Here is a 20,689-nt window from a genome sequence, read left to right on the forward strand (position 1 = left end):
CATCCGGTTGCACTAGCCGAGTTTCTTATAACTCCCGGTGATTTACCCAGTAATCATGCACTATGTGTGTACTCTAGTACGCTTGAAACGCCTTGCGGATGGGAGTACCGTCTGCGCCTTACAGGGCACCTCTACTATTTGCCGGGCAAGTTTTCTTGTCCTACAACTCAAATAGGAAGAGTGGCTAGAGAGAAATTCCAGTAGCTGTACGTCGGTCTCGCCGAGTCCGCTACGCCAACCTATTTCTGGCGCCGTTTGCCCACATGCAGAAACCCAGTGCAACGCTGCTGATCATCGATGACGACGACGTGGTCCGTGCGAGCCTCGCCGCCTATCTGGAAGACAGCGGCTTCAGCGTCCTCCAGGCCAGCAATGGCCAGCAGGGCCTCCAGGTCTTCGAAGAGCACCAGCCTGACCTCGTGATCTGCGATCTACGCATGCCGCAGATGGGTGGCCTCGAGTTGATCCGCCAGGTCACGGAGCGTGCGCCACAGCTGCCGGTGATCGTGGTGTCCGGGGCCGGGGTCATGAGCGATGCGGTCGAGGCCTTGCGCCTGGGTGCCGCCGATTACCTGATCAAGCCTCTGGAAGACCTCGCCGTGCTCGAGCATTCGGTGCGCCGCGCCTTGGATCGTGCGCGCCTGGTGCTGGAAAACCAGCGCTATCGGGAGAAGCTCGAAGCGGCCAACCGCGAGCTGGAGGCCAGCCTGCACCTGCTGCAGGAGGACCAGACTGCTGGGCGCCAGGTGCAAATGAACATGTTGCCCGAGAGCCCCTGGAGTGCCGGCGACCTGGCGTTCGAGCACCAGATCATCCCGTCGCTGTACCTCTCCGGCGATTTCGCTGATTATTTCCGCGTCGATGACCGGCGCATTGCGTTCTACCTGGCGGATGTATCCGGTCACGGCGCCTCGTCGGCGTTTGTCACCGTGCTGCTGAAGTTCATGACCACCCGGCTGCTGTTCGAATTCAAGCGCGGCGGCAAGCTGCGCGAGTTCAAGCCCTCCGAGGTGCTCAGTCACATCAACCGGGGATTGATCAACTGCAAGCTGGGCAAGCACGTCACCATGGTTGGTGGGGTGATCGACGAAGAAACCGGGCTGATGACCTACAGTGTCGGTGGCCACTTGCCGCTGCCGGTGCTCTATACCCCGGGCCAGGCCCGCTACCTGGAAGGTCGTGGCTTGCCGGTAGGGTTGTTCGAGGAGGCCGCCTACCAGGATCATGTACTGGAGCTGCCACCGCAGTTCAGCCTGAGCCTGATGTCTGATGGCGTTCTGGACCTTTTGCCCGGGGAGACACTCAAAGATAAAGAAGCTTCCTTGCCGGAAATCGTCAAGGAAGCAGGTGGCCGCCTGGATGGGCTGCGCCAACGATTCGGATTGGCTACGCTTGGGGAGATGCCGGATGATATCGCCCTATTGGTGTTGAGCAGGAACCTTGAATGAGTACCGGTAGAATCCAGTTCGCCGAGCAGAACGGCACCTTCGTTCTGAAGTTCGTCGGTGAAGTGCGCCTTACCTTGTGTTCAGCGCTGGATGCGACGATCGAGAAAATCTTCACGGCGCTGAACTTCTCGGCCATCGTGATCGACCTGACCGAAACCGAAAGCATCGACAGCACCACCCTTGGCCTGCTGGCCAAGCTGTCGATCCTGTCGCGGCAGAAGGTTGGCCTGCTGCCGACTGTGGTCACCACCAACCCCGACATTTCCCGGCTGCTGCAGTCCATGGGCTTCGACCAGGTGTTCAACATTGTCGACCGCCCGATCCCCTGCCCGGAATGTCTCACCGACCTGCCATCTCAGGACCAGAACGAAGACGTGGTGCGTTCCAAGGTGCTGGAGGCGCACAAGATTCTCATGGGCCTGAACGATTCCAACCGTGAAGCCTTTCATGACTTGGTCAACGCCTTGGAGCGTACCTGACCGTCCATCCCTGACTTTCGCTACTGACGACGTTCGCCCCGGGGAAACTCGGTGGCTGGCGTGCCGTTGGGGCGAAAAATACTGGGTATTTCTCACCCGCGTGGCAAAGCCGATGTGTATCAGGCTTTTTCAGCCAGCAGCGCTTCCAGTTTCTCCTGGTCTCGCGCGAACTGGCGAATACCCTCGGCCAGTTTCTCAGTGGCCATGGCGTCTTCGTTCATCGCCCAGCGGAACTGGCTTTCGTTCAATTGCTGGCGCGGCTCGCCTGTCCGGCCCGGGGCCAGGAGGCGGGGCAGCTCACCCTGGTCATCGCTCAACTGCTGCAGCAGTTCAGGGCTGATGGTTAGGCGGTCGCAGCCGGCCAATTGCTCGATCTGGCCGACATTTCGGAAGCTCGCGCCCATCACCACGGTGTCGTAGCCGTTGGCCTTGTAATAGTCGTAGATGCGCGTCACCGACTGCACGCCCGGGTCTTCGGCACCGACGTATTCCTTGCCGGTGTTCTTCTTGTACCAGTCGTAGATGCGGCCCACGAATGGCGAGATCAGGAACACTCCTGCATCGGCACAGGCCTGGGCCTGGGCGAAGGAGAACAGCAGCGTCAGGTTGGTTTGGATGCCTTCCTTCTCCAGGGTCTCGGCGGCGCGGATGCCTTCCCAGGTGGAGGCCAGTTTGATCAACACCCGGTCACGGCCGACGCCGGCCTTGTCGTACAGCTCGATCAACTGACGCGCCTTGGCCAGCAATGCTGGTTCGTCGAACGACAGGCGGGCGTCCACCTCGGTGGAGATACGCCCCGGGATAACCTTGAGAATCCCCGCGCCCACCGCCACCGCGAACTTGTCGCAGGCCAGGTCGACATTGCCTTTGGCATCGGCTTTCACCGTGCGCAGCAGGTCGGCGTAGCCGGGGATGGCGGCCGCCTTGAGCAGCAGCGATGGGTTAGTGGTGGCATCGACCGGTTTCAGGCGGGTGATCGCGTCGAGATCACCGGTGTCGGCGACCACGGTGGTGAACTGCTTGAGTTGTTCCAGCTTGGAGGTCATGGGCGTGCTCTGTCCTGTGCGGTTACTCGACATTACCCGAGCCCTGTCAGCCACTCAAGGGCTGACGAGGCAGGTCGGGCGAGAGGATAAGGATTCGAGTCGAAAGCGCGCTCCGGGGTTCCCCCTCAGCGGCCTTGCAGCAACTCGGCGGCTTGGTCCAGCAGGCCCAGTGGGTCCTTGGTCTTGTGGATGTCCGCCGACAGCAACTGGCGGAAGCGCCGCGCGCCGGGGAAGCCTTGGCCCAGACCGAGGATATGGCGGGTGATATGGTGCATCGCACCGCCGCTTTCCATGTGCGCGACGATGTATGGACGCAGTTTGGCCAGCGCCTCGCTGCGGCTGATCACTGGAGCCTCACTGGCGAACAACAAATGGTCCACCTCGGCTAGCAGGTACGGGTTGTGGTACGCCTCGCGGCCGAGCATCACGCCATCGAAGGTTTGTAGGTGTTCCTGGCACTCAGCCAAAGTCTTGATGCCGCCGTTGAGCACGAACTCCAGATCCGGGAAGTCCTTTTTCAACTGTGCCGCCACGTCGTAGCGCAGTGGCGGGACCTCGCGGTTCTCCTTCGGCGACAACCCTTCGAGAATCGCGATACGCGCATGCACTGTGAAGCTGCGGCAGCCCGCATCGCGCACCTGGCCGACGAAATCGCACAACTGGGCATAACTGTCGCGGCCATTGATGCCGATGCGGTGCTTGACCGTCACCGGAATCTCCACCGCATCCAGCATCGCCTTGACACAATCGGCCACCAGCGCCGGATGCCCCATCAGGCAAGCACCGATCAAATTGTTCTGTACCCGGTCGCTCGGGCAGCCCACGTTCAGGTTGACCTCGTCATACCCCGCCGCCTGCGCCAGCCGTGCACAAGCCGCCAGATCTGCCGGCACACTACCGCCCAGCTGCAACGCCAGCGGGTATTCCGACACGTCATGGCGCAGAAAGCGTGAGGCATCGCCGTGCAGTAGAGCACCGGTGGTGACCATCTCGGTATAGAGCAAGGCATGGCGGGAGAGCAGGCGCAGGAAGAACCTGCAATGCCTGTCAGTCCAGTCCATCATCGGCGCCACGCTGAAGCGGCGGGACGGCTCAGGGCGTGGGGATTGCGGCGTTACAGCGGATTCTGGGAGCATTTTCTACGACGTGTTTTTCAGCATATTCAGTAAATTTTCGCGTTGGTGGGCAATGCACAGCTCATAGGTAAAGGTGAGCAAGGTCGGCACGCAAAAACGTCGATGGAGCGGGCGGCAATCGTCAATCGCGCTCGGGTCATAACAAAGGGCAGAGGGCCGACAGTTTACCAAGAGTAGGGGGATTCGTCCGTAGGATGTTCCTGGGTGGTCGTGGTTCCTGCTACGGATGCGGCCCATGTGTCCTGCTCAAGTATCCCCCCAACGCCGCAACAGGTTGTGGTAAACCCCAGTCAATTCAAGCAACGACCCTGAGTCGGCCCCTTGGGCGGTGAGGCGTTGGATTGCTACGTCCATGTCCAGCAGCAGGCTACGCTGGCTGTCTTCGCGCACCAGGCTCTCGATCCAGAAGAACGCCGCCAGGCGCTCGCCGTGAGTGACCGGTTCGACCCGGTGCAGGCTGCTGCCAGGGTAGAGCACCAGGTGGCCGGCAGGCAGCTTGACCTGGCGCTCGCCGAAGGTGTCGCGGATCACCAGTTCGCCACCGTCGTAACTTTCCGGCTCGGCCAGGAACAGGGTCGCGGATAGGTCGGTGCGCACCCGCTCGCGCACGCCCTTGATGCCGCGGATGGCGTTGTCGATGTGAAAACCAAAGCCCTCGCCGTCGGCGTAGCGGTTGAACAGCGGCGGGTAGATGCGTTTGGGGAGGGCGGCGGACATGAATAGCGGGTTGTCCGACAGCCTGCGCAGGATCTGCCCGCCGAGCTGGCGGGCGATCGGGTCGTCCTCTCCCAGCTGGCGATTACGCTTGGCCTGGGCCGATTGCACGCCAGCCGTGGCCTTGCCATCAACCCAGGGGCGCGCCAGCAGTTGCTGGCGCATGGTGTCCAGTTCATTGGCACTGAACAGCCTGTCGATCTGCACCAACATCAGAAGCTGTAGTCCAGGCTGGCGGTCAGGGTACGGCCGGCACCGGGCACACCATAGATCTGGAAGCCATCCAACGAGGCGCCGATACGGCTGTAGTAGAACTTGTTGAACAGGTTCGACACGTTCAGGTTGACCGTGGTCTGGCTGTCGACCTTGTAGCGTGCGGCCAGGCTGTGTAGCCAGTAGGATGGCGCCTTCTCGTGGTCGCGGGTGTAGATCGTGTGGACCCCGGACGGGCCGTCGGCGTAGCTGCTGTTGTTGTTCAGACCGCCGACGTACTTATTGTCGCTGTAGCGGCGCCGGCCCACATAGTCGCTGCCGTAGCTGACGCTGAGCTGGTCGGTGAGGTCGTAGGTGGTCCACAGGTTGGCGGTGAGGTCGGGGACGTTTTTCGCTTCCTCGCCTTTGTTGATGCCCTTGGTCTGGCGGCTCTTCATCGCCGCGAAACCAGCATAAGCTGACCAGCGATCGGTGATCTGGCCCTGCAGGCCCAATTCGATGCCGTCCACCCGCTTGGCCGGCAGCGCTCGCACCGGCGCGGCCTCGCCTTCGGCGTATTCCCAGCTGTCTTCCAGCTCGGTGCGGAATAGGGCGGCGGTCAGGTTCAAGCGATCGTCCAGCAGTTCCCACTTAGTGCCCAGCTCGTAGGTGCGCGATACGGCGGGTTTGTAATCCTCACTGTTGGCTGCGCCGTAGATCTGGTTGTTGGTGCTGGCACCGATTGCCGATGGTTGCGCGGCTTGGCTGTAGGATAGGTAGATGCTGCCGTTGGGTAACGGCTTGTAGACCACCCCAGCGCGACCGCCGATGGCGTCGTCGCGGGTGCTGCTACTGCCCGTGGCGCGGTCGCTGTCGACTTGCCAGTGGTCGTAGCGCAGCGCCAGCAGCAATTGCCATTGCGGGTCCAGGGTGAGGGTGTCGGAGGCGTACAGCGCGGCGTCCTTGACCACGCTGCGCGGGTCGCCGTAGCCCTTGTCGACACGAGTGGAAGCGAAGCGGTGCGCCGGGTCGGACAGGTCGAAGAACATTGGGCCGTCTGGCACGTTGAGGCTTTTGTGCAGGCCACCGTAGATCTCGCGGTACAGTTCGATGCCGGTCACGGCCTCGTGATGGATGCCGCCGGTGTCGAAGTTGAAGCGCAGGTCGGTTTGGTTATCGACGATCTCATAGCGCTTGGACAGGCCGAAGTCACTGCCGCGCAGGTAGGCGTAGCCGCTGCCATCGGTGTTGGCGTACTGGGTGTAGGCGTTGATGCCGTTGATCGAACTCAGTGGGCCGATGCCGACATAGCCCAGGCTGGCACAGCGGCCATCGGTGCAGGTGCGGCTGCCATCGGCGTTGGCGGCGACGAAACGCGCTGGCGACAGCACCGCCCAGTTGTCGGTCTGCTGCCAGCGCAGTTGGTTGCGCAGGGTCAGGTCTTCGTTGACGTCATGCTCGAACAGGCCGGTCAGCGAGCGGGTTTCGGTGCGCTGGGTGTATAGGTTCGAATCGCCGTACCAGGCGTCGCGCGACACGCCCGGCATGCGCTTGCCGTCGGTGCCGCGCTGGATCGGGACCCCGCCATCGGGAGTGTTGTCGTCCTTTTGGTAGAAGGCGTCGATCCACAGGCGGGTGTCGGTGCCAAGGCCAAAGCCGAACGAGCTGGCAAAGCCCCAGCGGTCATAGTCCACCTCGTCACGTTCGGAGACGGCGTTGTAGTGCTTCATCAGGTTGATGCGCACGGCGGTGGTGTCATTGAGCTGGCGGTTGATGTCGGCGGTCAGGCGCTTGTACTTGTCGGTGCCGATGCCTGCCGACAGCTTGCCGGCATCGCCCAGGTGCGCGCGCTTACTCACCAGGTTGACGCTGCCGCCCACCGCGGACACGCCAGACTCCACGGAGCCGGTGCCCTTGTATACCTCGGCTTGTTCCAGGTTGAAGGTGTCGTTGCGGCTGGACATGCCGGCATCGCGTACGCCATCGACCGTCAGGCTCTGCTCAGCGGCGAAACCACGGATGGAGAACAGATCACCCCAGCCCAGGTTGCCCTCGCCTGACATGAAGGTGATGCCCGGCACATTGCGCAGCACGTCCTGCAGGCTCTGGGCATTTTGCTCCTCGAGCACCGCGCGCGGGACGACACTGATGCTCTGTGGCGCATCCAGCAGCGGCGTGGTGATCTTGCTCGACGTCACCTCGTCGACTTTGTAGGCCGCCTGCTTGCCGGTCACCTCGGTCGCGGGAAGGTCGAGTGCTTGGGCCTCGGCTTGGGCAGGTAGGGTGCAGGCGCCCAGCATCAGGCCAAAAGCCGGCGCCAGGGTCGCCGGAAGACGTTGGGAGGATGCAGGGGGCATGTGAACTCCTTAAAGAAAATCAGTCTCATTCGTGCAGCGGGATTCTAATGACGGACCCGCCCCCTTCGGTGTCCGCAAATGTATTGGCCTGTTGGCCGATCGCCGTCCAACACGTCCCGTTACATACGCCCTGGCCGATCCACGCTCGGCCTCATGTTGTCGGACGAGGGCGGCCTGCTTCTGCTTTCTGAGAGACTGCAAAGAAGCTGTTTTGCAAATGCCTTTTTGAATGGTTGCCTCTAGTTGTCGGAGAAGTCTTCGGAATTTCCCCATTTCTCAATCCTGTTCCGCGTCGAGCCCGGCATTCCCTCCGGCTATGCGCTGGAGCAGGCATCGATCCTCATGGGCTGTATGCGTGAGTTGACCTTCATCGGGGGCATGGACGATGGGGCACGCTGATCTGGGCGGCTCATTACCTCAGCGCCATGGCCAAGGCGCTTGTCGATGGTGTGGAGATGGGGTCGGGTCACTAGAGGCGGCCCCAACTTGTAAAGCCCACTGCCGAGTACCTGTATGGGGCTGCATAGCAGCCCCAAGCCAAACGATAGATGGCGCCTGAAGGCCTTTCAGATCCGGAGGCTGAATGGCTGCAACTGTTGCCCGGCCAACAGCCCTTCAGCACCCTGTCTTTCAGCAGGCACTCGCTCCTAGTCCCGTCTGCGCTTATCTCTCTGATCCAGAACGCTTTCCTTTCCTGGCACGCTTGCCAGGACAACTTCACCTTCAATGGCGATTTCTACCGTTTCCGCGACTACAGCCTCAAGCCCAAGCCACTGCAGCAGCCGCACCCGGAGATCTTTCAGGGAGGCAGTTCACGGACGGCGCGGGACATGGCGGCGCGGGTGTCCGACTGGTATTTCACCAACGGCAACACCGTGGAAGGAATCAAGGCCCAGGTCGATGACATCCGGGCCAAAGCTGCAGCCAATGGCCACACGGTGAAGGTCGGTGTGAACGCCTTCATCATCGCCCGCGACAGTGAGGAGGAAGGCCGTGCCGTGCTGCAGGAGATCATCGACAAGGCCAACCCCGAGGTGGTCAATGCCTTTGGCAGCGAAGCGAATAATGCCAGTGCCGCCAGCCCCGGGCAGGAGGGTAACTGGGCCAAGTCCAGCTTTGAAGACCTGGTGCAGTACAACGAAGGTTTCAAGACCAACCTGATCGGCACACCGCGGCAGATCGCCGAACGTATCGTCGCGCTCAAGGCGGTCGGGGTGGACCTGATCCTGTCGGGCTTCCTGCACTCCCAGGAGGAGGTCGAGTACTTCGGCAGGCATGTGCTGCCGTTGGTGCGTGAGCTGGAGGCCGAGCAGCGGCGGGAGAAGGCGGTGGCGTAGGCCTACGCTGGCGGTCACGGCCCCTATATGCCTGTCTCTGGCAAGGCTGGCACCTTGCATCACCAGCTTACGCTGGCTCCTACCTGTACGGTGCCGGCCATGGATTCGAGGTGGGCAGGTCACCGAGCGACCCCGTGCAACATTTCGCCTCAGAAAAGAGTTCCCCTCCCAGCCTTGCGTCGCTAAAATCCGAGGCTTGGCGTGTGCTGCGTGCGCCCGGGGCCAGCCCCGAATACGGAGAACATTGATTTGTTTTCCGTAGGATGTGTCATGACGTTATTAGCAGCCACCTTCTTTTTTTGGCGGTATCCGGCCTTTCCATTGGCGACGGTCCGGTCCTTGCCAAGCTTCCTTCCCCCTCACTTTCGCCCTAGCCTTATTGGCCCGCACATGTCGGCGCCAAGGTCTTGCCGTGCCCGGCTCGCTGCGCGCACGGGCATGTTCGTGGGTGGTTACTTGATCGAGGAGAATCAAGCATGAGTTCCAACACTTCATCCTCCATGGACGGCCAGTCCTCCGCTCTGCGGCGCTTCCTGGCCAGCGAGGCGGCGGGCGGCGTGTTGCTGATGCTCGCGGCCGCCGCTGCGGTCGTGGTTGCCAACAGCCCGCTCGCGACGCTCTATCATGATGTACTGCATACGGCCAACGGGCCGACGCTCAGCGACAAGCTCGGGCCGATGAGCCTGCACTTATGGATCAACGATGGCCTGATGGCCATCTTCTTCCTGCTGGTGGGCCTGGAGATCAAGCGCGAGCTGGTCGATGGGCGCCTGTCGACCTGGGAGCAGCGCAGCCTGCCGGCCTTGCCGGCGATGATGGGCATGGCGTTCCCCGCGTTGATCTACCTGGGCATTGCCGGCGGCGATACGACGCTCGCCAATGGTTGGGCCATCCCGGCCGCTACCGACATCGCTTTCGCCATTGGTGCCCTGGCGCTGCTGGGTCGGCATGCGCCGCTGTCGCTGAAGCTGATGCTGGTCGCGGTGGCGATCCTCGATGACATGGGGGCGGTGGCCATTATCGCCATCTTCTACACCTCGGCTCTGAACCTGGGCGCGCTGGCGGCGGCGGCGGTGATCCTGGCGGTGCTTTTCCTGTTGAACCGTTGCCGGGTCATGTCGCTCTGGCCTTACCTGATCGGCCTGGTGGCCCTCTGGTTCGTCACCCTGCTGTCGGGTGTTCACGCCACCATCGCCGGGGTGGTGGGGGCATTCCTGATTCCTTATGGTGCCTTGCCTGGCGTTGAACATGAGGCCGAGTCGCCGCTGCATCGGTTGGAAAGCGCCCTGTCGCCTTGGGTCGGCTTCCTGATCGTGCCGCTGTTCGGCTTTGCCAATGCTGGCGTCTCTCTGGCCGGTGTGTCCTTTGACGAGATCTTTGCGCCCTTGCCGCTGGGCATCGCCCTGGGTCTGTTCCTGGGCAAGCAGTTGGGCGTGTTCACCGGCGTGGTGCTGGCGGTCAAGAGCGGCCTGGCGGCCAAGCCCCGTGGCGCGACCTGGCTGCAGATCTACGCGGTGTCGATGCTGTGCGGCATCGGCTTCACCATGAGTCTGTTCATCAGCGGCCTGGCGTTTCCTACAGCGCCGACGCTGGTGGAGGAGGCGAAGATCGGCATCATGCTGGGCTCGCTCGTCTCCGCCATCCTCGCCTGCATCCTGCTGAGGCTGCTGCCGAAGGCGCCGGATGACGAGGCCGAGGGCGAACTGCGCAAGGCTTCCGGCGACGTTTGAGTCATTCGCCTGGGCGAGGTTCGTTGGGTGGCGCCGTTGTATCAGTTGCCCACGGCCTTGCCTGGCACCGACGGGCGCGGGGCTGAGGAAAGGTTTATTTGTGAGGCAAGCTCACAAGCTCATCTCATTTTGATGGGATTATCACAGGAATCATTGAATCTTAGAGTGGCATCAACTCATCGAGAAGCCCTGGCATGTCGCAAGGGCCGTTGAACGGAGGAGTTGAAATGCGTACTTCATTGATTACCGGACTTTCCGCCATCTTCGGCATTCTGCTGAGCAGCCAGGTCATGGCTACCGATGCTTCCTTGGCGTCGGCACACAAGGTGCAGGGCAACGTAGTGGATTACCGCTATGGGATGGACCTGGATATCGCCCGTGTGTTGTCCCGTAGCAAGGTTCCGAATGTCTGCGAGGTCGTGCCAGCCGAAATGACCTACGAGGACTCCGACGGGGTCCGCCACACCCTTCGATACAGGATCATGGGTAACGGTTGTCAGAACTGAGGCCCGTCATCTTTTCGCTCAGACAACTTCCGCTGTTGGAGCCATGATCATGAATCTTCGAACGGTGCAGGCGCGGATGCGCCTTGGGGGCCTATTTGCTCTAATGGCGACGGGTGCGCTGGCGCTCGTATGGTGGAGCCAGCGTCCACAGGCGGCGCCGGTCACCACCGCCGCTGCGGCGGTTGAGGTGAACGTCGCCACTGTGCAGAAGCGCCAAATGCAGGTCTGGGACGAGTTCTCGGGACGCTTCGAGGCCATCGAGCGCGTGGCCGTACGCTCACGGGTCTCTGGGCAGATCAAGGCGATTAACTTCACTGAAGGGCAGCGGGTCGGGCAAGGCGACCTGCTACTGAGCATCGACCCGGCGCCCTTCGCCGCCGTGGTGGAGCAGGCCCAGGCCCAGGTCGCTGCGGCAAGGACACGCTTGGACTACGCCCGCGCGGAGGCTGAGCGTGCGAGGCGTTTATGGCCCTCCCGTGCGATAGCCCAGAACCTGTTGGAGCAGCGCGAGAGCGAGCTTCGCGAGGCCGATGCTAGCCTGAAAGCGGCCCAGGCCAGCTTGCGCATGGCCCGTCTCGAGCTGGACTACACCGAGATCCGCGCACCGATTGCCGGCCGCATCGGCCGCCGGGAGGTGACGGTTGGCAACCTGGTGGAAGCCGGCGCCAACAGCCAGGTGCTGACCACTCTGGTATCGATCGATCCTATCCATGTGGCGTTCGATGCCGATGAGCAGGCCGTGGTGCGCGCCCTTGGCGACACGGCGCAATGGGACGATCCGTCGGTGGTTCCGGTCCGCTTGCTGGAGGCTGGCAAGACGGTGGCTGAAGGGCGTTTGCAATTGATCGACAACCAAGTGGACAACCGCACCGGTACGGTAAGGGTGCAAGCGGTGTTCCCCAACCCCGAAGGGCGCTTGATGCCTGGACAGTTCGCTCGCTTGCACATGGGACAGGCCCAGGCCAGCGAAGCACTGCTGGTGGACGAACGGGCTATCGGCACGGACCAGGACCGCCGTTATGTCATGGTGCTGGAGGCGGGCGACAAAGTCGCCTATCGCGAAGTGTCGCTGGGCGCCCGGGTAGCAGGCTCGAGGATCATTTCGTCCGGGTTGGCCGAGGGTGAGCGCATTGTCGTCAACGGCCTGCAGCGCATCCGGCCGGGCACCGTGGTCGTTCCGCTGCCGGTGGCGGAAGAGGGTGGCCAGATCGCCTCCGTCGAGCACGAGGAGGTGCGACCGTGAATTTTTCCAACTACTTCATCGACCGGCCGATCTTCGCTGGCGTACTGTCGGTACTGATGTTGGTGGCCGGCCTGGTCGCCATCCCGCTGCTGCCGGTTTCCGAGTATCCGGAGGTGGTGCCGCCTACGGTCGTGGTCTCGGCGCGTTTTCCCGGCGCCAGCCCCGAGGTCATCTCGCAAACGGTGGCCATGCCGCTGGAAGAGTCCATCAATGGCGTCGAGGACATGCTCTACATGAGCAGCCAGGCGACCACCGATGGCCTGTTGACCCTGACGATCACCTTCAAACTCGGCATGGACCCGAACCTGGCCCAGCAACTGGTTCAGAACCGGGTGACGCAGGCTGAGCCGCGTCTGCCTGAAGAGGTCCGGCGCTTGGGGGTAACGACGGTCAAGACCACGCCAGACCTGACACTGGTGGTGCATCTGTACTCGCCGGACGGGCGCTATGACATGGCCTACCTGAACAACTACGCGGTCCTCAACGTACGTGATCGCTTGGCGCGGATTCAGGGTGTGGGCAACGTCCAGGTGCGCGGGGCGGGGGAGTACGCCATGCGCGTCTGGCTGGACCCGCAAAAGCTTCGTGAGCGCGGTCTGGCTGCCAGTGACGCGGTAGCGGCGATCCGTCAGGAAAACGTTCAGGCTGCCGCAGGGATCATCGGCGCCAGCCCCAGCCTGCCCGATGTCACCACACAGATGTCGATCAACGTCCAGGGCCGTCTGCGGGACACCGAGGAGTTCGGCGATATCGTCGTGCGCACCAATGCTGACGGCGCGGTGACCCGTTTGCGTGATGTCGCCCGCCTGGAACTGGGCAGCGCCGACTATGCGGGCCGTGCGCTGATGGACAACCAGCCAGCCGCGGCGCTGTTCGTGTTGCAGGCGCCGGGGTCCAATACCGTGGCTATCGGCAACGAAGTCCGGGAGGTGATGGCCGAACTCAAGGCGTACATGCCCGATGGTGTGGACTATCGCATCGTCTTTGACCCCACCCAATTCGTCACCGCGTCGATCAATGCCGTGACGACCACGCTGCTGGAGGCGGTGGCCCTGGTGGTGCTGGTGGTGATCCTGTTCCTGCAGACTTGGCGCGCTTCGATCATTCCACTGTTGGCCGTGCCGGTTTCCATTGTGGGGACCTTCGCCGTGATGCTGGCCTTCGGCTTTTCACTCAACACCCTGACCCTATTCGGGTTGGTCCTGGCCATTGGCATCGTGGTGGATGACGCGATCGTGGTCGTGGAGAACGTCGAGCGCTACATTGCGGCCGGGCTGTCTCCGCGAGAGGCCAGTTACCGGACGATGCGTGAGGTGTCCGGCCCGATCATCGCGATCGCCCTGGTGCTGTGCGCGGTCTTCGTGCCACTGGCCTTCAGCAGTGGCTTGACCGGACAGTTCTATCGTCAGTTCGCCCTGACCATCGCCATTTCCACCGTGTTCTCGGCCTTTAACTCATTGACCTTGTCACCTGCCATGGCCGCGTTGCTGCTGCAACCCCATGGCGCCCCGAAGGATCGTCTGACACGGGCCATGGATGCCGTGTTGGGAGGCTTCTTCCGTGTGTTCAACCGTCTGTTCGAGCGTGGTGCGCAAGGTTATGGCCGCAGCGTAAGTGGAGTCCTGACGCGCAAAGGTCTGATGTTCGGCGTCTATCTGGTGTTGGTCGGTACGACCGTGCTGCTGTTCAAGGCCGTGCCAGGTGGGTTCGTCCCGGCACAGGACCGCACCTACCTGCTGGCGGTGGTGCAACTGCCCGACGGCGCTACCCTGGACCGCACCGAGAGGGTCGTCCGCCAGGTCAGTGACATCGCCTTGCGTCACCCGGACGTGCGCGCTTCCTTGGCATTCCCCGGCATGTCGGTCAACGGGTTCACCAACAGCTCTAATGCTGGCATCGCCTTCGTCAACCTCAAGCCGTTTGCCGAGCGGGTAGGGGAGGCGCACAGCGCCAGGGCCATCGCCGCCGACCTGAATCGGGCGTTCGCCGAGATCAAGGAGGCGCGGATCGTCATTTTCACGCCGCCCCCGGTACGCGGCCTGGGCACCACGGGCGGTTTCCGCCTGCAACTCGAGGACCGTGCCGCATTGGGTTATGGGGCGTTGGACGCGGCGACCAAAGCGTTCATTGCTGCGGCGTCCCAGGCGCCTGAACTGACGGGGATCTACTCAAGCTTCCAGGTCAACGTTCCCCAGCTTCACGCGGAGGTGGACCGGGTCAAGGCGAGGCAATTGGGTGTCGCCGTGAGCGATGTCTTCAGCACGATGCAAATATACCTGGGCAGCTTGTACGTCAACGACTTCACCCAGTTAGGGCGCACCTACACCGTGCGGGCCCAGGCCGACGCCGAGTTCCGTGCCCATGCCGAAGATGTCGGGGCGCTGCATGTCCGTTCGGGCAGTGGCGAGATGGTGCCTTTGGAGGCTCTGTTGACCCTGCGGCCAGGGCACGGTCCTGAGCGGGCGATGCGCTATAACGGCTTCCCCAGTGCCGACATCAGCGGAGCGGCGGCCCAAGGCTACTCCAGCAGCGAGGCCCGCGAAGCCGTAGAGCGGATAGCCGCGCAGACGCTGCCTGCCGGCATCACCTTCGAATGGACTGACCTGACTTACCAGGAGATCCTCGCGGGGAATTCGGCTCTTTGGCTGTTTCCGTTGGCTGTACTGCTGGTGTTCCTGGTGCTTGCAGCCCTGTATGAAAGCCTGGCGCTGCCGTTTTCGATCATCCTCATCGTGCCGATGGCGCTGCTCTGTGCGCTCACCGGCGTGTGGCTGACCGATGGCGACAACAACATCTTCACCCAGATCGGGCTGATGGTGCTGGTGGGGCTTTCGGCAAAAAACGCCATCCTCATCGTCGAGTTTGCCCGCGAACTGGAGTTCGAGGGCCGCACGCCGGTGCAAGCGGCCATCGAGTCGTGCCGGCTGCGCTTGCGGCCGATCCTGATGACCTCCATGGCGTTCATCATGGGCGTATTACCGCTGGTTTACTCCAGCGGCGCAGGGGCCGAAGTTCGCCAGGTCATGGGGATCACGGTGTTCGCTGGAATGCTCGGTGTGACCTTCTTCGGTTTGTTCCTGACCCCGGTGTTCTACGTTCTGATGCGCGCTTTGAGTGGAAACCGTCCGTTGCTGCGCAACGGACGGTGAGCGACCGCTTGGGGACTGCGACCCTGTTGCCGAAGAAGGTTTCAGGGTTTCCCAGGTGCCAGGTGTAACCAGGTCCAGGAGGCGTCCTCTGCAGGGCATATGAGACGCGAGCCAGCATCAGTCAGCGTTTGAAGGTGATGGTGAGTGGATATCTGAGTGAAGGTGATTATGCTTCTAGAGTCCTTGTAGCGATGCGAGGGGGCAACTTGCGTGCATGCTTTGCGTAATCCGTAATCCGATGACATCAGCCCTAGGGCCTGGGTGCGACGACGGTAGTGAGGTACTCCGGCCTACGAATAAGAACAAGACGGAGAATACCCATGGCGGCAATCGACAGCACATCCACGGGCAGCGCGCCCAAACGCGGTATAACCAAGGAGGAGCGCAAGGTCATCTTTGCCTCGTCCTTGGGCACCGTATTCGAGTGGTACGACTTCTACCTCTACGGCTCTCTCGCCGCGATCATCGCGAGGCACTTTTTCGCGGGGGTCAATGAGACAACAGCCTTCATCTTCGCTCTGCTCGCGTTCGCCGCGGGTTTCGCCGTGCGCCCCTTCGGCGCCATCGTCTTCGGCCGGTTGGGCGATATGATCGGGCGCAAGCACACCTTCCTCATCACTATCGTGATCATGGGCATCTCCACCGCCGTGGTGGGTATGCTACCCAGTTACGCGACCATCGGGGTGGCGGCGCCGATCATTCTGATCACCCTGCGCCTGTTGCAAGGTCTGGCCCTGGGCGGTGAGTACGGCGGGGCGGCGACCTACGTGGCGGAGCACGCGCCGCCTGGCAAGCGTGGCTTCTTCACGTCGTGGATCCAGACCACCGCGACCCTAGGCTTGTTCATGTCGCTGCTGGTGATCCTCGCCTGCCGCACCATCCTGGGCAGCGAAGCGTTCGAGGAGTGGGGCTGGAGGATTCCGTTCCTGCTGTCGATCCTGCTGCTGGTCATCTCGGTGTACATCCGCTTGCAGCTCAACGAGTCGCCGGTGTTCCAGAAGATGAAGGCCGAAGGCAAGTCCTCCAAGGCGCCACTGACCGAGTCCTTCGCCCGTTGGGAGAACCTCAAGGTGGTGATCATGTCCCTGCTCGGCGGCACCGCTGGCCAGGCCGTGGTCTGGTACACGGGGCAGTTCTATGCGCTGTTCTTCCTGTTGCAGACGCTCAAGATCGACCCGCAGACCGCCAACCTGCTGATCGCCGGCTCACTGCTGATTGGCACGCCGTTCTTCGTCATCTTCGGCAGCCTGTCCGACCGCATCGGCCGCAAGGGCATCATCATGGCCGGCTGCATCATCGCGGCGCTGACCTACTTCCCGATCTTCAAAGCGTTGACTGAATACGGCAATCCGGACGTGTTCGCCGCCCAGGAGCGCAATCCTGTCACGGTGATCGCTGATCCCAACCAGTGCTCATTCCAGTTCGACCCGGTGGGCAAGGCCAAATTCACCAGCTCCTGCGACATCGCCAAGAGTCTGCTGGCGAGAAAGGCCATCCCCTACGATAACGAGAAGGCTGAGGTGGGCTCTGTGGCCCAGGTGCGTATCGGCGACAAGGTGTTCTCGAGTTTCGAAGGCACCGAGATGCCGGCTGGCGACTTCAAGGTCCAGAACGATGCCTTCACCGCGACCCTCAGTACCGCGCTCACGGACGCCGGCTACCCCGAAAAGGCCGACCCGGCGAAGACCAACTACCCGATGGTGCTGTTGCTGCTGACCATCCTGGTGATCTACGTGACCATGGTCTACGGCCCGATTGCGGCGTGGCTGGTAGAGCTGTTCCCGGCGCGGATCCGCTACACCTCGATGTCGTTGCCGTACCACATCGGCAACGGTTGGTTCGGTGGCTTCCTACCCACGGTGGCGTTCGCCATGGTGGCGGCCACGGGGGATATCTACTACGGGTTGTGGTACCCCATCGTCATCGCGGTGATGACGGCCATCCTTGGCATCTGCTTCCTGCCGGAAACCAAGGACAGGGATATTCGCCACACCTAGGGGTAGGTGCGCGACTTGCCCTCTGCGTGCAGGAGAGGGCAAGGCTCGCTGCCCGTCAGCCAGATTCTTCAGCTGTTGCGATGGGCCCGCCCAGCGGCCCATCGCGGCTGGCCCTCAGTGCGAATGCCGCGGCATGCCGCCTTCGCGGGCGATCACCTTCATGTGCAGGGTCGCAGGCTCCAGGCAGCCACCGGTGGACAACTGCCCGACCAGTTGCCGGTAGAGCTCCTGCCAGGGCGTCTGTGATGGCGGAATGTTCGGCTGCCAGGCCGCGCGGCGGCGGGCCAGTTCTTCTTCATCGACCAGCAGGTTGACGCTGCGGGCATTGAGGTCGATGCGCAGGCGGTCGTTAGTCTGCAGCAGGGCCAGGCCTCCGCCGATGGCCGCTTCCGGCGACATGTTGAGAATCGACGGGCTGGCCGAGGTGCCGCTCTGGCGACCGTCGCCCAGGCAGGGCAGCGAGTCGATGCCGCGCTTGATCAGTTCTGCGGGCGGGGCCATGTTCACCACCTCGGCACTGCCGGGATAGCCGACGGTACCGGCGCCACGGATCACCAGAATGCAGTGCTCGTCGATGTCCAGGGTCGGGTCGTCGATCCGCGCGTGGTAGTCCTCCGGCCCTTCGAAGACGATGGCCCGTGCCTCGAAGCTGTTCTCCGCGCCTGGTTCGGACAGGTAGGTCTTGCGGAACGCTTCGCCGACCACCGACATCTTCATAATCGCGCTGTCGAAGAAGTTGCCGCTGAGCACGATGAAGCCGGCACGGTGCTTGAGTGGTGCCTCGAACGGCAGAATTACCTCGGCGTTGCTGGTCACGGTGTCCCGCACCACTTCGCCGACTGTCTTGCCACTGACCGTGGCGCACTGTTCATGCAAGCGTCCGGCCTTTTGCAGTTCGTGCATCACTGCCGGCACACCGCCAGCGCGGTGGAAACCTTCGCCGAGGTACTTGCCGGCCGGCATGCAGTTGACCAGCAGTGGCACGTCTTCGCCGACTCGCTGCCAGTCGTCCAGCGACAGGTCGATGCCCATGTGCCGGGCGATGGCGATCAGGTGCGGCGGACAGTTGCTCGAAGCGCCCAGGGCCGAGGCCACGGCGATGGCGTTTTCGAAGCTCTCGCGGGTCATGATCTGCGACGGGCGGACGTCTTGCAGGACCAGTTCGCAGATGCGTTTGCCGGTGGCGTAGGCCATCTGCCCACGTTCGCGGTAGGGCGCGGGAATGCTGGCGCAGCCGGGCAGGGACATGCCCAGCGCTTCGGCCAGGGCGTTCATCGACAGGGCCGTGCCCATGGTGTTGCAGTGGCCTACCGACGGCGACGCGGCCGTGGTCATCTCCATGAAGCCTTCGTAGTCGATCTCGCCGGCGGCCAGCAGATTGCGGGCATGCCACAGCACGGTGCCGGAGCCGATCAACTGGCCCTTGTGGTGGCCGTCGAGCATCGGCCCGCCAGACAGCACGATGGCCGGCAGGTCGGTGGTGGCAGCGGCCATCAGGCAGGCGGGGGTGGTCTTGTCGCAGCCGGTGGTCAGGACCACGCCGTCCAGTGGATAGCCGTGGAGAATTTCCACCAGGCCCAGGTAGGCCAGGTTGCGGTCCAGCGCGGCGGTCGGGCGGCGGCTCTGTTCGGCGATCGGGTGCACTGGGAACTCCATCGGGATGCCGCCGGCGTCGCGGATCCCGGCCTTGACCCGTTGGGCTAGCTCCAGATGGTGGCGGTTGCAGGGCGTCAGGTCGCTGCCGGTCTGGGCGATACCGATGATCGGCCGTCCCGATTGCAGTTCGTCACGGGTCAGGCCGTAGTTCATGTAGCGCTCCACGTACAGCGCGGTCATGTCGGCGTGGGCCGGGTCGTCGAACCATTGCTGGCTGCGCAGCGGGCGTTTCGGAGTGTTGCTCATGTCTTGTCTCTCTTGTATTTGAAGGGCGCGATAGCCGCGTTGTCAGGCCGCTGCGCTGGCGGAGGCCTGGGGGGCGGTGGTGGCGCCGCTGCCGACGGCGTCGGACAGGTCGGTCAGGTCGCGGCCGCGGGTTTCGACCGACAGCAATGTGCCGAGCAGGGTCAGGCAGGCCAGCACCAGCGTGTAGAGCGCCAATACCCAGAAGGCGCCACCGGCTAGGCCGACCAGGAAGATTCCCAGGATCGGTGCCAGGCCACCGGAGAGCATCGCGCCGATTTCCCGCGCCAAGGCTACACCGGAATAGCGGTAACGGTTGCCGAACAATTCGGTGAAGTGCGCGCACTGGGCGCCGAGCATGCTGTTGGCGCCAATGGCGAAGCCCCCGACGACGGCGATGCAGACCAGCGTCGGCTCGCCGCTGTCGATCATCCACCACGATGGATAGGCCCACAGCGCACAGAACAGCGCGCCGCCGCGGTACACCACCAGTCGACCGAAGCGGTCCGACAGCGCGCCGAACAGGGGCGTGGTCAGCACGCTGAGGATGCTTGCTGCCAGCACCGCATCGGTACCGATGCCGGCCAGGTTGGCGCCACTGTCACCGAGGTGGCGGCTGGCGAAACCGGCGAGGAAGGCGATCGAAACGGTGGCGTAGAGCGTCGAGCAACCGGTCTCGGCCATGCGCATCAGGGTGGTGGCCGCCAGTGGTCGGCGAGCGTTGCGCAGGACCGCGCGCATCGGGGACTCGATGACATGCTGGCTCTGGCTGAGCTGTTGGAACACCGGGCTCTCCTTGAGCTTGAGGCGGATCCATACCGCCATGCCGATCAAGACCACGCTGGCCAGGAAGGGCAAGCGCCAGCCCCAATCGAGCAACTGCTCCTGGGTCAGCGTTGACTGCAGCACGCGGAAGGTGATGGTCGCCAGGGCCAGGCCGCTGAACACGCCGATAAAGGGCAGGGCGGCGTAGAAACCACGTCGTTCGCGCGGGGCCAGCTCGGCCATCAGCGTTGCCGCGCCGGTCTGCTCGGCGCCGGCGCCGAATCCTTGCAGCAAGCGCAGCAGCACCAGCAGCACGGCACCCACCGCACCCGTCGGCAGCAGGCCGATCAGGGTGGTGGCGGTCCCCATCAGCGCGATGGTCAGCAGCAGCACCAGCTTGCGTCCTTTACGGTCGCCCAGGGAGCCGAAGAACAGCCCGCCGAACGGCCGTGCCAGGAAGCCGGCGCCATAGGTGGCGAAACTCGCCAGCAGCGCGCCGGTGGTGCCCAGCGACGGAAAGAAGATGTGGCCGAAGACCAGCGCCGAGGCCAGCCCATAGATAGCGAAATCGTAGTACTCCAGGGCACTGCCGATAGCGCCGGTGTAGATTGCCCGGCGCAGTTGGCGCGGGTCGGGCGTGGGGGAGACCTTGGCCTCTGTTTGCATATCAAGCCTCGCTTTTATTGTTATG

At 63.0% G+C, this 20,689-nt stretch carries 13 protein-coding genes and 2 pseudogenes; 9 read left to right on the plus strand and 6 right to left on the minus strand.

Annotated features, from left to right (window positions below; all coding sequences use genetic code 11):
- The first annotated feature begins 263 nt into the window (after positions 1 to 263).
- Positions 264 to 1,448 carry a two-component system response regulator RssB gene (gene rssB / locus ACYU03_RS09000; RefSeq protein WP_461889889.1) on the plus strand — a complete coding sequence of 395 codons (1,185 nt, stop codon included), beginning with the start codon at positions 264 to 266 and terminating at the stop codon, positions 1,446 to 1,448.
- Positions 1,445 to 1,927, plus strand: coding sequence for an anti-sigma factor antagonist RssC (gene rssC / locus ACYU03_RS09005; protein ID WP_461889891.1), 483 nt, complete (start codon positions 1,445 to 1,447; stop codon positions 1,925 to 1,927). Before rssB ends, rssC begins: the two co-directional genes overlap by 4 nt.
- A 119-nt stretch (positions 1,928 to 2,046) precedes the next feature.
- Here rssC and tal read toward each other — a convergent pair whose 3' ends face one another.
- From tal to ACYU03_RS09025, 4 genes are all read right to left on the minus strand, one after another.
- A complete protein-coding gene (gene tal, locus ACYU03_RS09010; protein ID WP_461889893.1) occupies positions 2,047 to 2,973 on the minus strand; it encodes a transaldolase in 927 nt (308 codons plus the stop codon).
- Between the two features lie 125 nt (positions 2,974 to 3,098).
- Positions 3,099 to 4,109, minus strand: coding sequence for a tRNA dihydrouridine(20/20a) synthase DusA (gene dusA, locus ACYU03_RS09015; protein ID WP_461889894.1), 1,011 nt, complete (start codon positions 4,107 to 4,109; stop codon positions 3,099 to 3,101).
- Positions 4,110 to 4,355: 246 nt separating this feature from the next.
- Positions 4,356 to 5,036 (minus strand): Fe2+-dependent dioxygenase, encoded by a 681-nt coding sequence (locus ACYU03_RS09020; protein ID WP_461889896.1) that lies wholly within the window; start codon positions 5,034 to 5,036, stop codon positions 4,356 to 4,358.
- Entirely contained in the window at positions 5,036 to 7,315 is a 2,280-nt protein-coding gene (locus ACYU03_RS09025) for a TonB-dependent receptor (RefSeq protein WP_461891429.1), read from the minus strand. The genes ACYU03_RS09020 and ACYU03_RS09025 overlap by 1 nt, the downstream gene beginning before the upstream one ends.
- Positions 7,316 to 7,615: 300 nt before the next feature.
- On the opposite strand from ACYU03_RS09025, the pseudogene ACYU03_RS09030 reads away from it, so the two are divergent.
- From ACYU03_RS09030 to ACYU03_RS09060, 7 genes and pseudogenes are all read left to right on the plus strand, one after another.
- Positions 7,616 to 7,845 (plus strand): annotated as a pseudogene (locus ACYU03_RS09030) (DUF3077 domain-containing protein).
- A 234-nt stretch (positions 7,846 to 8,079) separates the two neighbouring features.
- A pseudogene (locus tag ACYU03_RS09035) lies at positions 8,080 to 8,709 on the plus strand (LLM class flavin-dependent oxidoreductase); the annotation flags it as partial.
- Between the two features lie 476 nt (positions 8,710 to 9,185).
- Positions 9,186 to 10,439 carry a Na+/H+ antiporter NhaA gene (nhaA, locus tag ACYU03_RS09040; RefSeq protein ID WP_461889898.1) on the plus strand — a complete coding sequence of 418 codons (1,254 nt, stop codon included), beginning with the start codon at positions 9,186 to 9,188 and terminating at the stop codon, positions 10,437 to 10,439.
- Between the two features lie 227 nt (positions 10,440 to 10,666).
- Complete coding sequence (locus tag ACYU03_RS09045) at positions 10,667 to 10,945, plus strand: DUF2790 domain-containing protein (RefSeq protein WP_461889900.1); 279 nt, start codon at positions 10,667 to 10,669, stop codon at positions 10,943 to 10,945.
- Between the two features lie 49 nt (positions 10,946 to 10,994).
- The gene (locus ACYU03_RS09050) at positions 10,995 to 12,188 is read left to right on the plus strand and encodes an efflux RND transporter periplasmic adaptor subunit (protein ID WP_461889902.1); all 1,194 of its coding nucleotides are present in this window, start codon (positions 10,995 to 10,997) and stop codon (positions 12,186 to 12,188) included.
- The gene (locus ACYU03_RS09055) at positions 12,185 to 15,337 is read left to right on the plus strand and encodes an efflux RND transporter permease subunit (RefSeq protein ID WP_461889904.1); all 3,153 of its coding nucleotides are present in this window, start codon (positions 12,185 to 12,187) and stop codon (positions 15,335 to 15,337) included. The genes ACYU03_RS09050 and ACYU03_RS09055 overlap by 4 nt, the downstream gene beginning before the upstream one ends.
- Before the next feature lie 320 nt (positions 15,338 to 15,657).
- The gene (locus ACYU03_RS09060) at positions 15,658 to 17,334 is read left to right on the plus strand and encodes an MFS transporter (RefSeq protein ID WP_461889906.1); all 1,677 of its coding nucleotides are present in this window, start codon (positions 15,658 to 15,660) and stop codon (positions 17,332 to 17,334) included.
- A 114-nt stretch (positions 17,335 to 17,448) separates the two neighbouring features.
- Here ACYU03_RS09060 and ACYU03_RS09065 read toward each other — a convergent pair whose 3' ends face one another.
- Both ACYU03_RS09065 and ACYU03_RS09070 read right to left on the minus strand, forming a co-directional pair.
- A complete protein-coding gene (locus ACYU03_RS09065) occupies positions 17,449 to 19,236 on the minus strand; it encodes an IlvD/Edd family dehydratase (protein ID WP_461889908.1) in 1,788 nt (595 codons plus the stop codon).
- Between the two features lie 42 nt (positions 19,237 to 19,278).
- Complete coding sequence (locus tag ACYU03_RS09070; protein ID WP_461889910.1) at positions 19,279 to 20,664, minus strand: MFS transporter; 1,386 nt, start codon at positions 20,662 to 20,664, stop codon at positions 19,279 to 19,281.
- Positions 20,665 to 20,689: the final 25 nt, after the last annotated feature.

This window comes from Pseudomonas sp. X10, assembly GCF_054889225.1.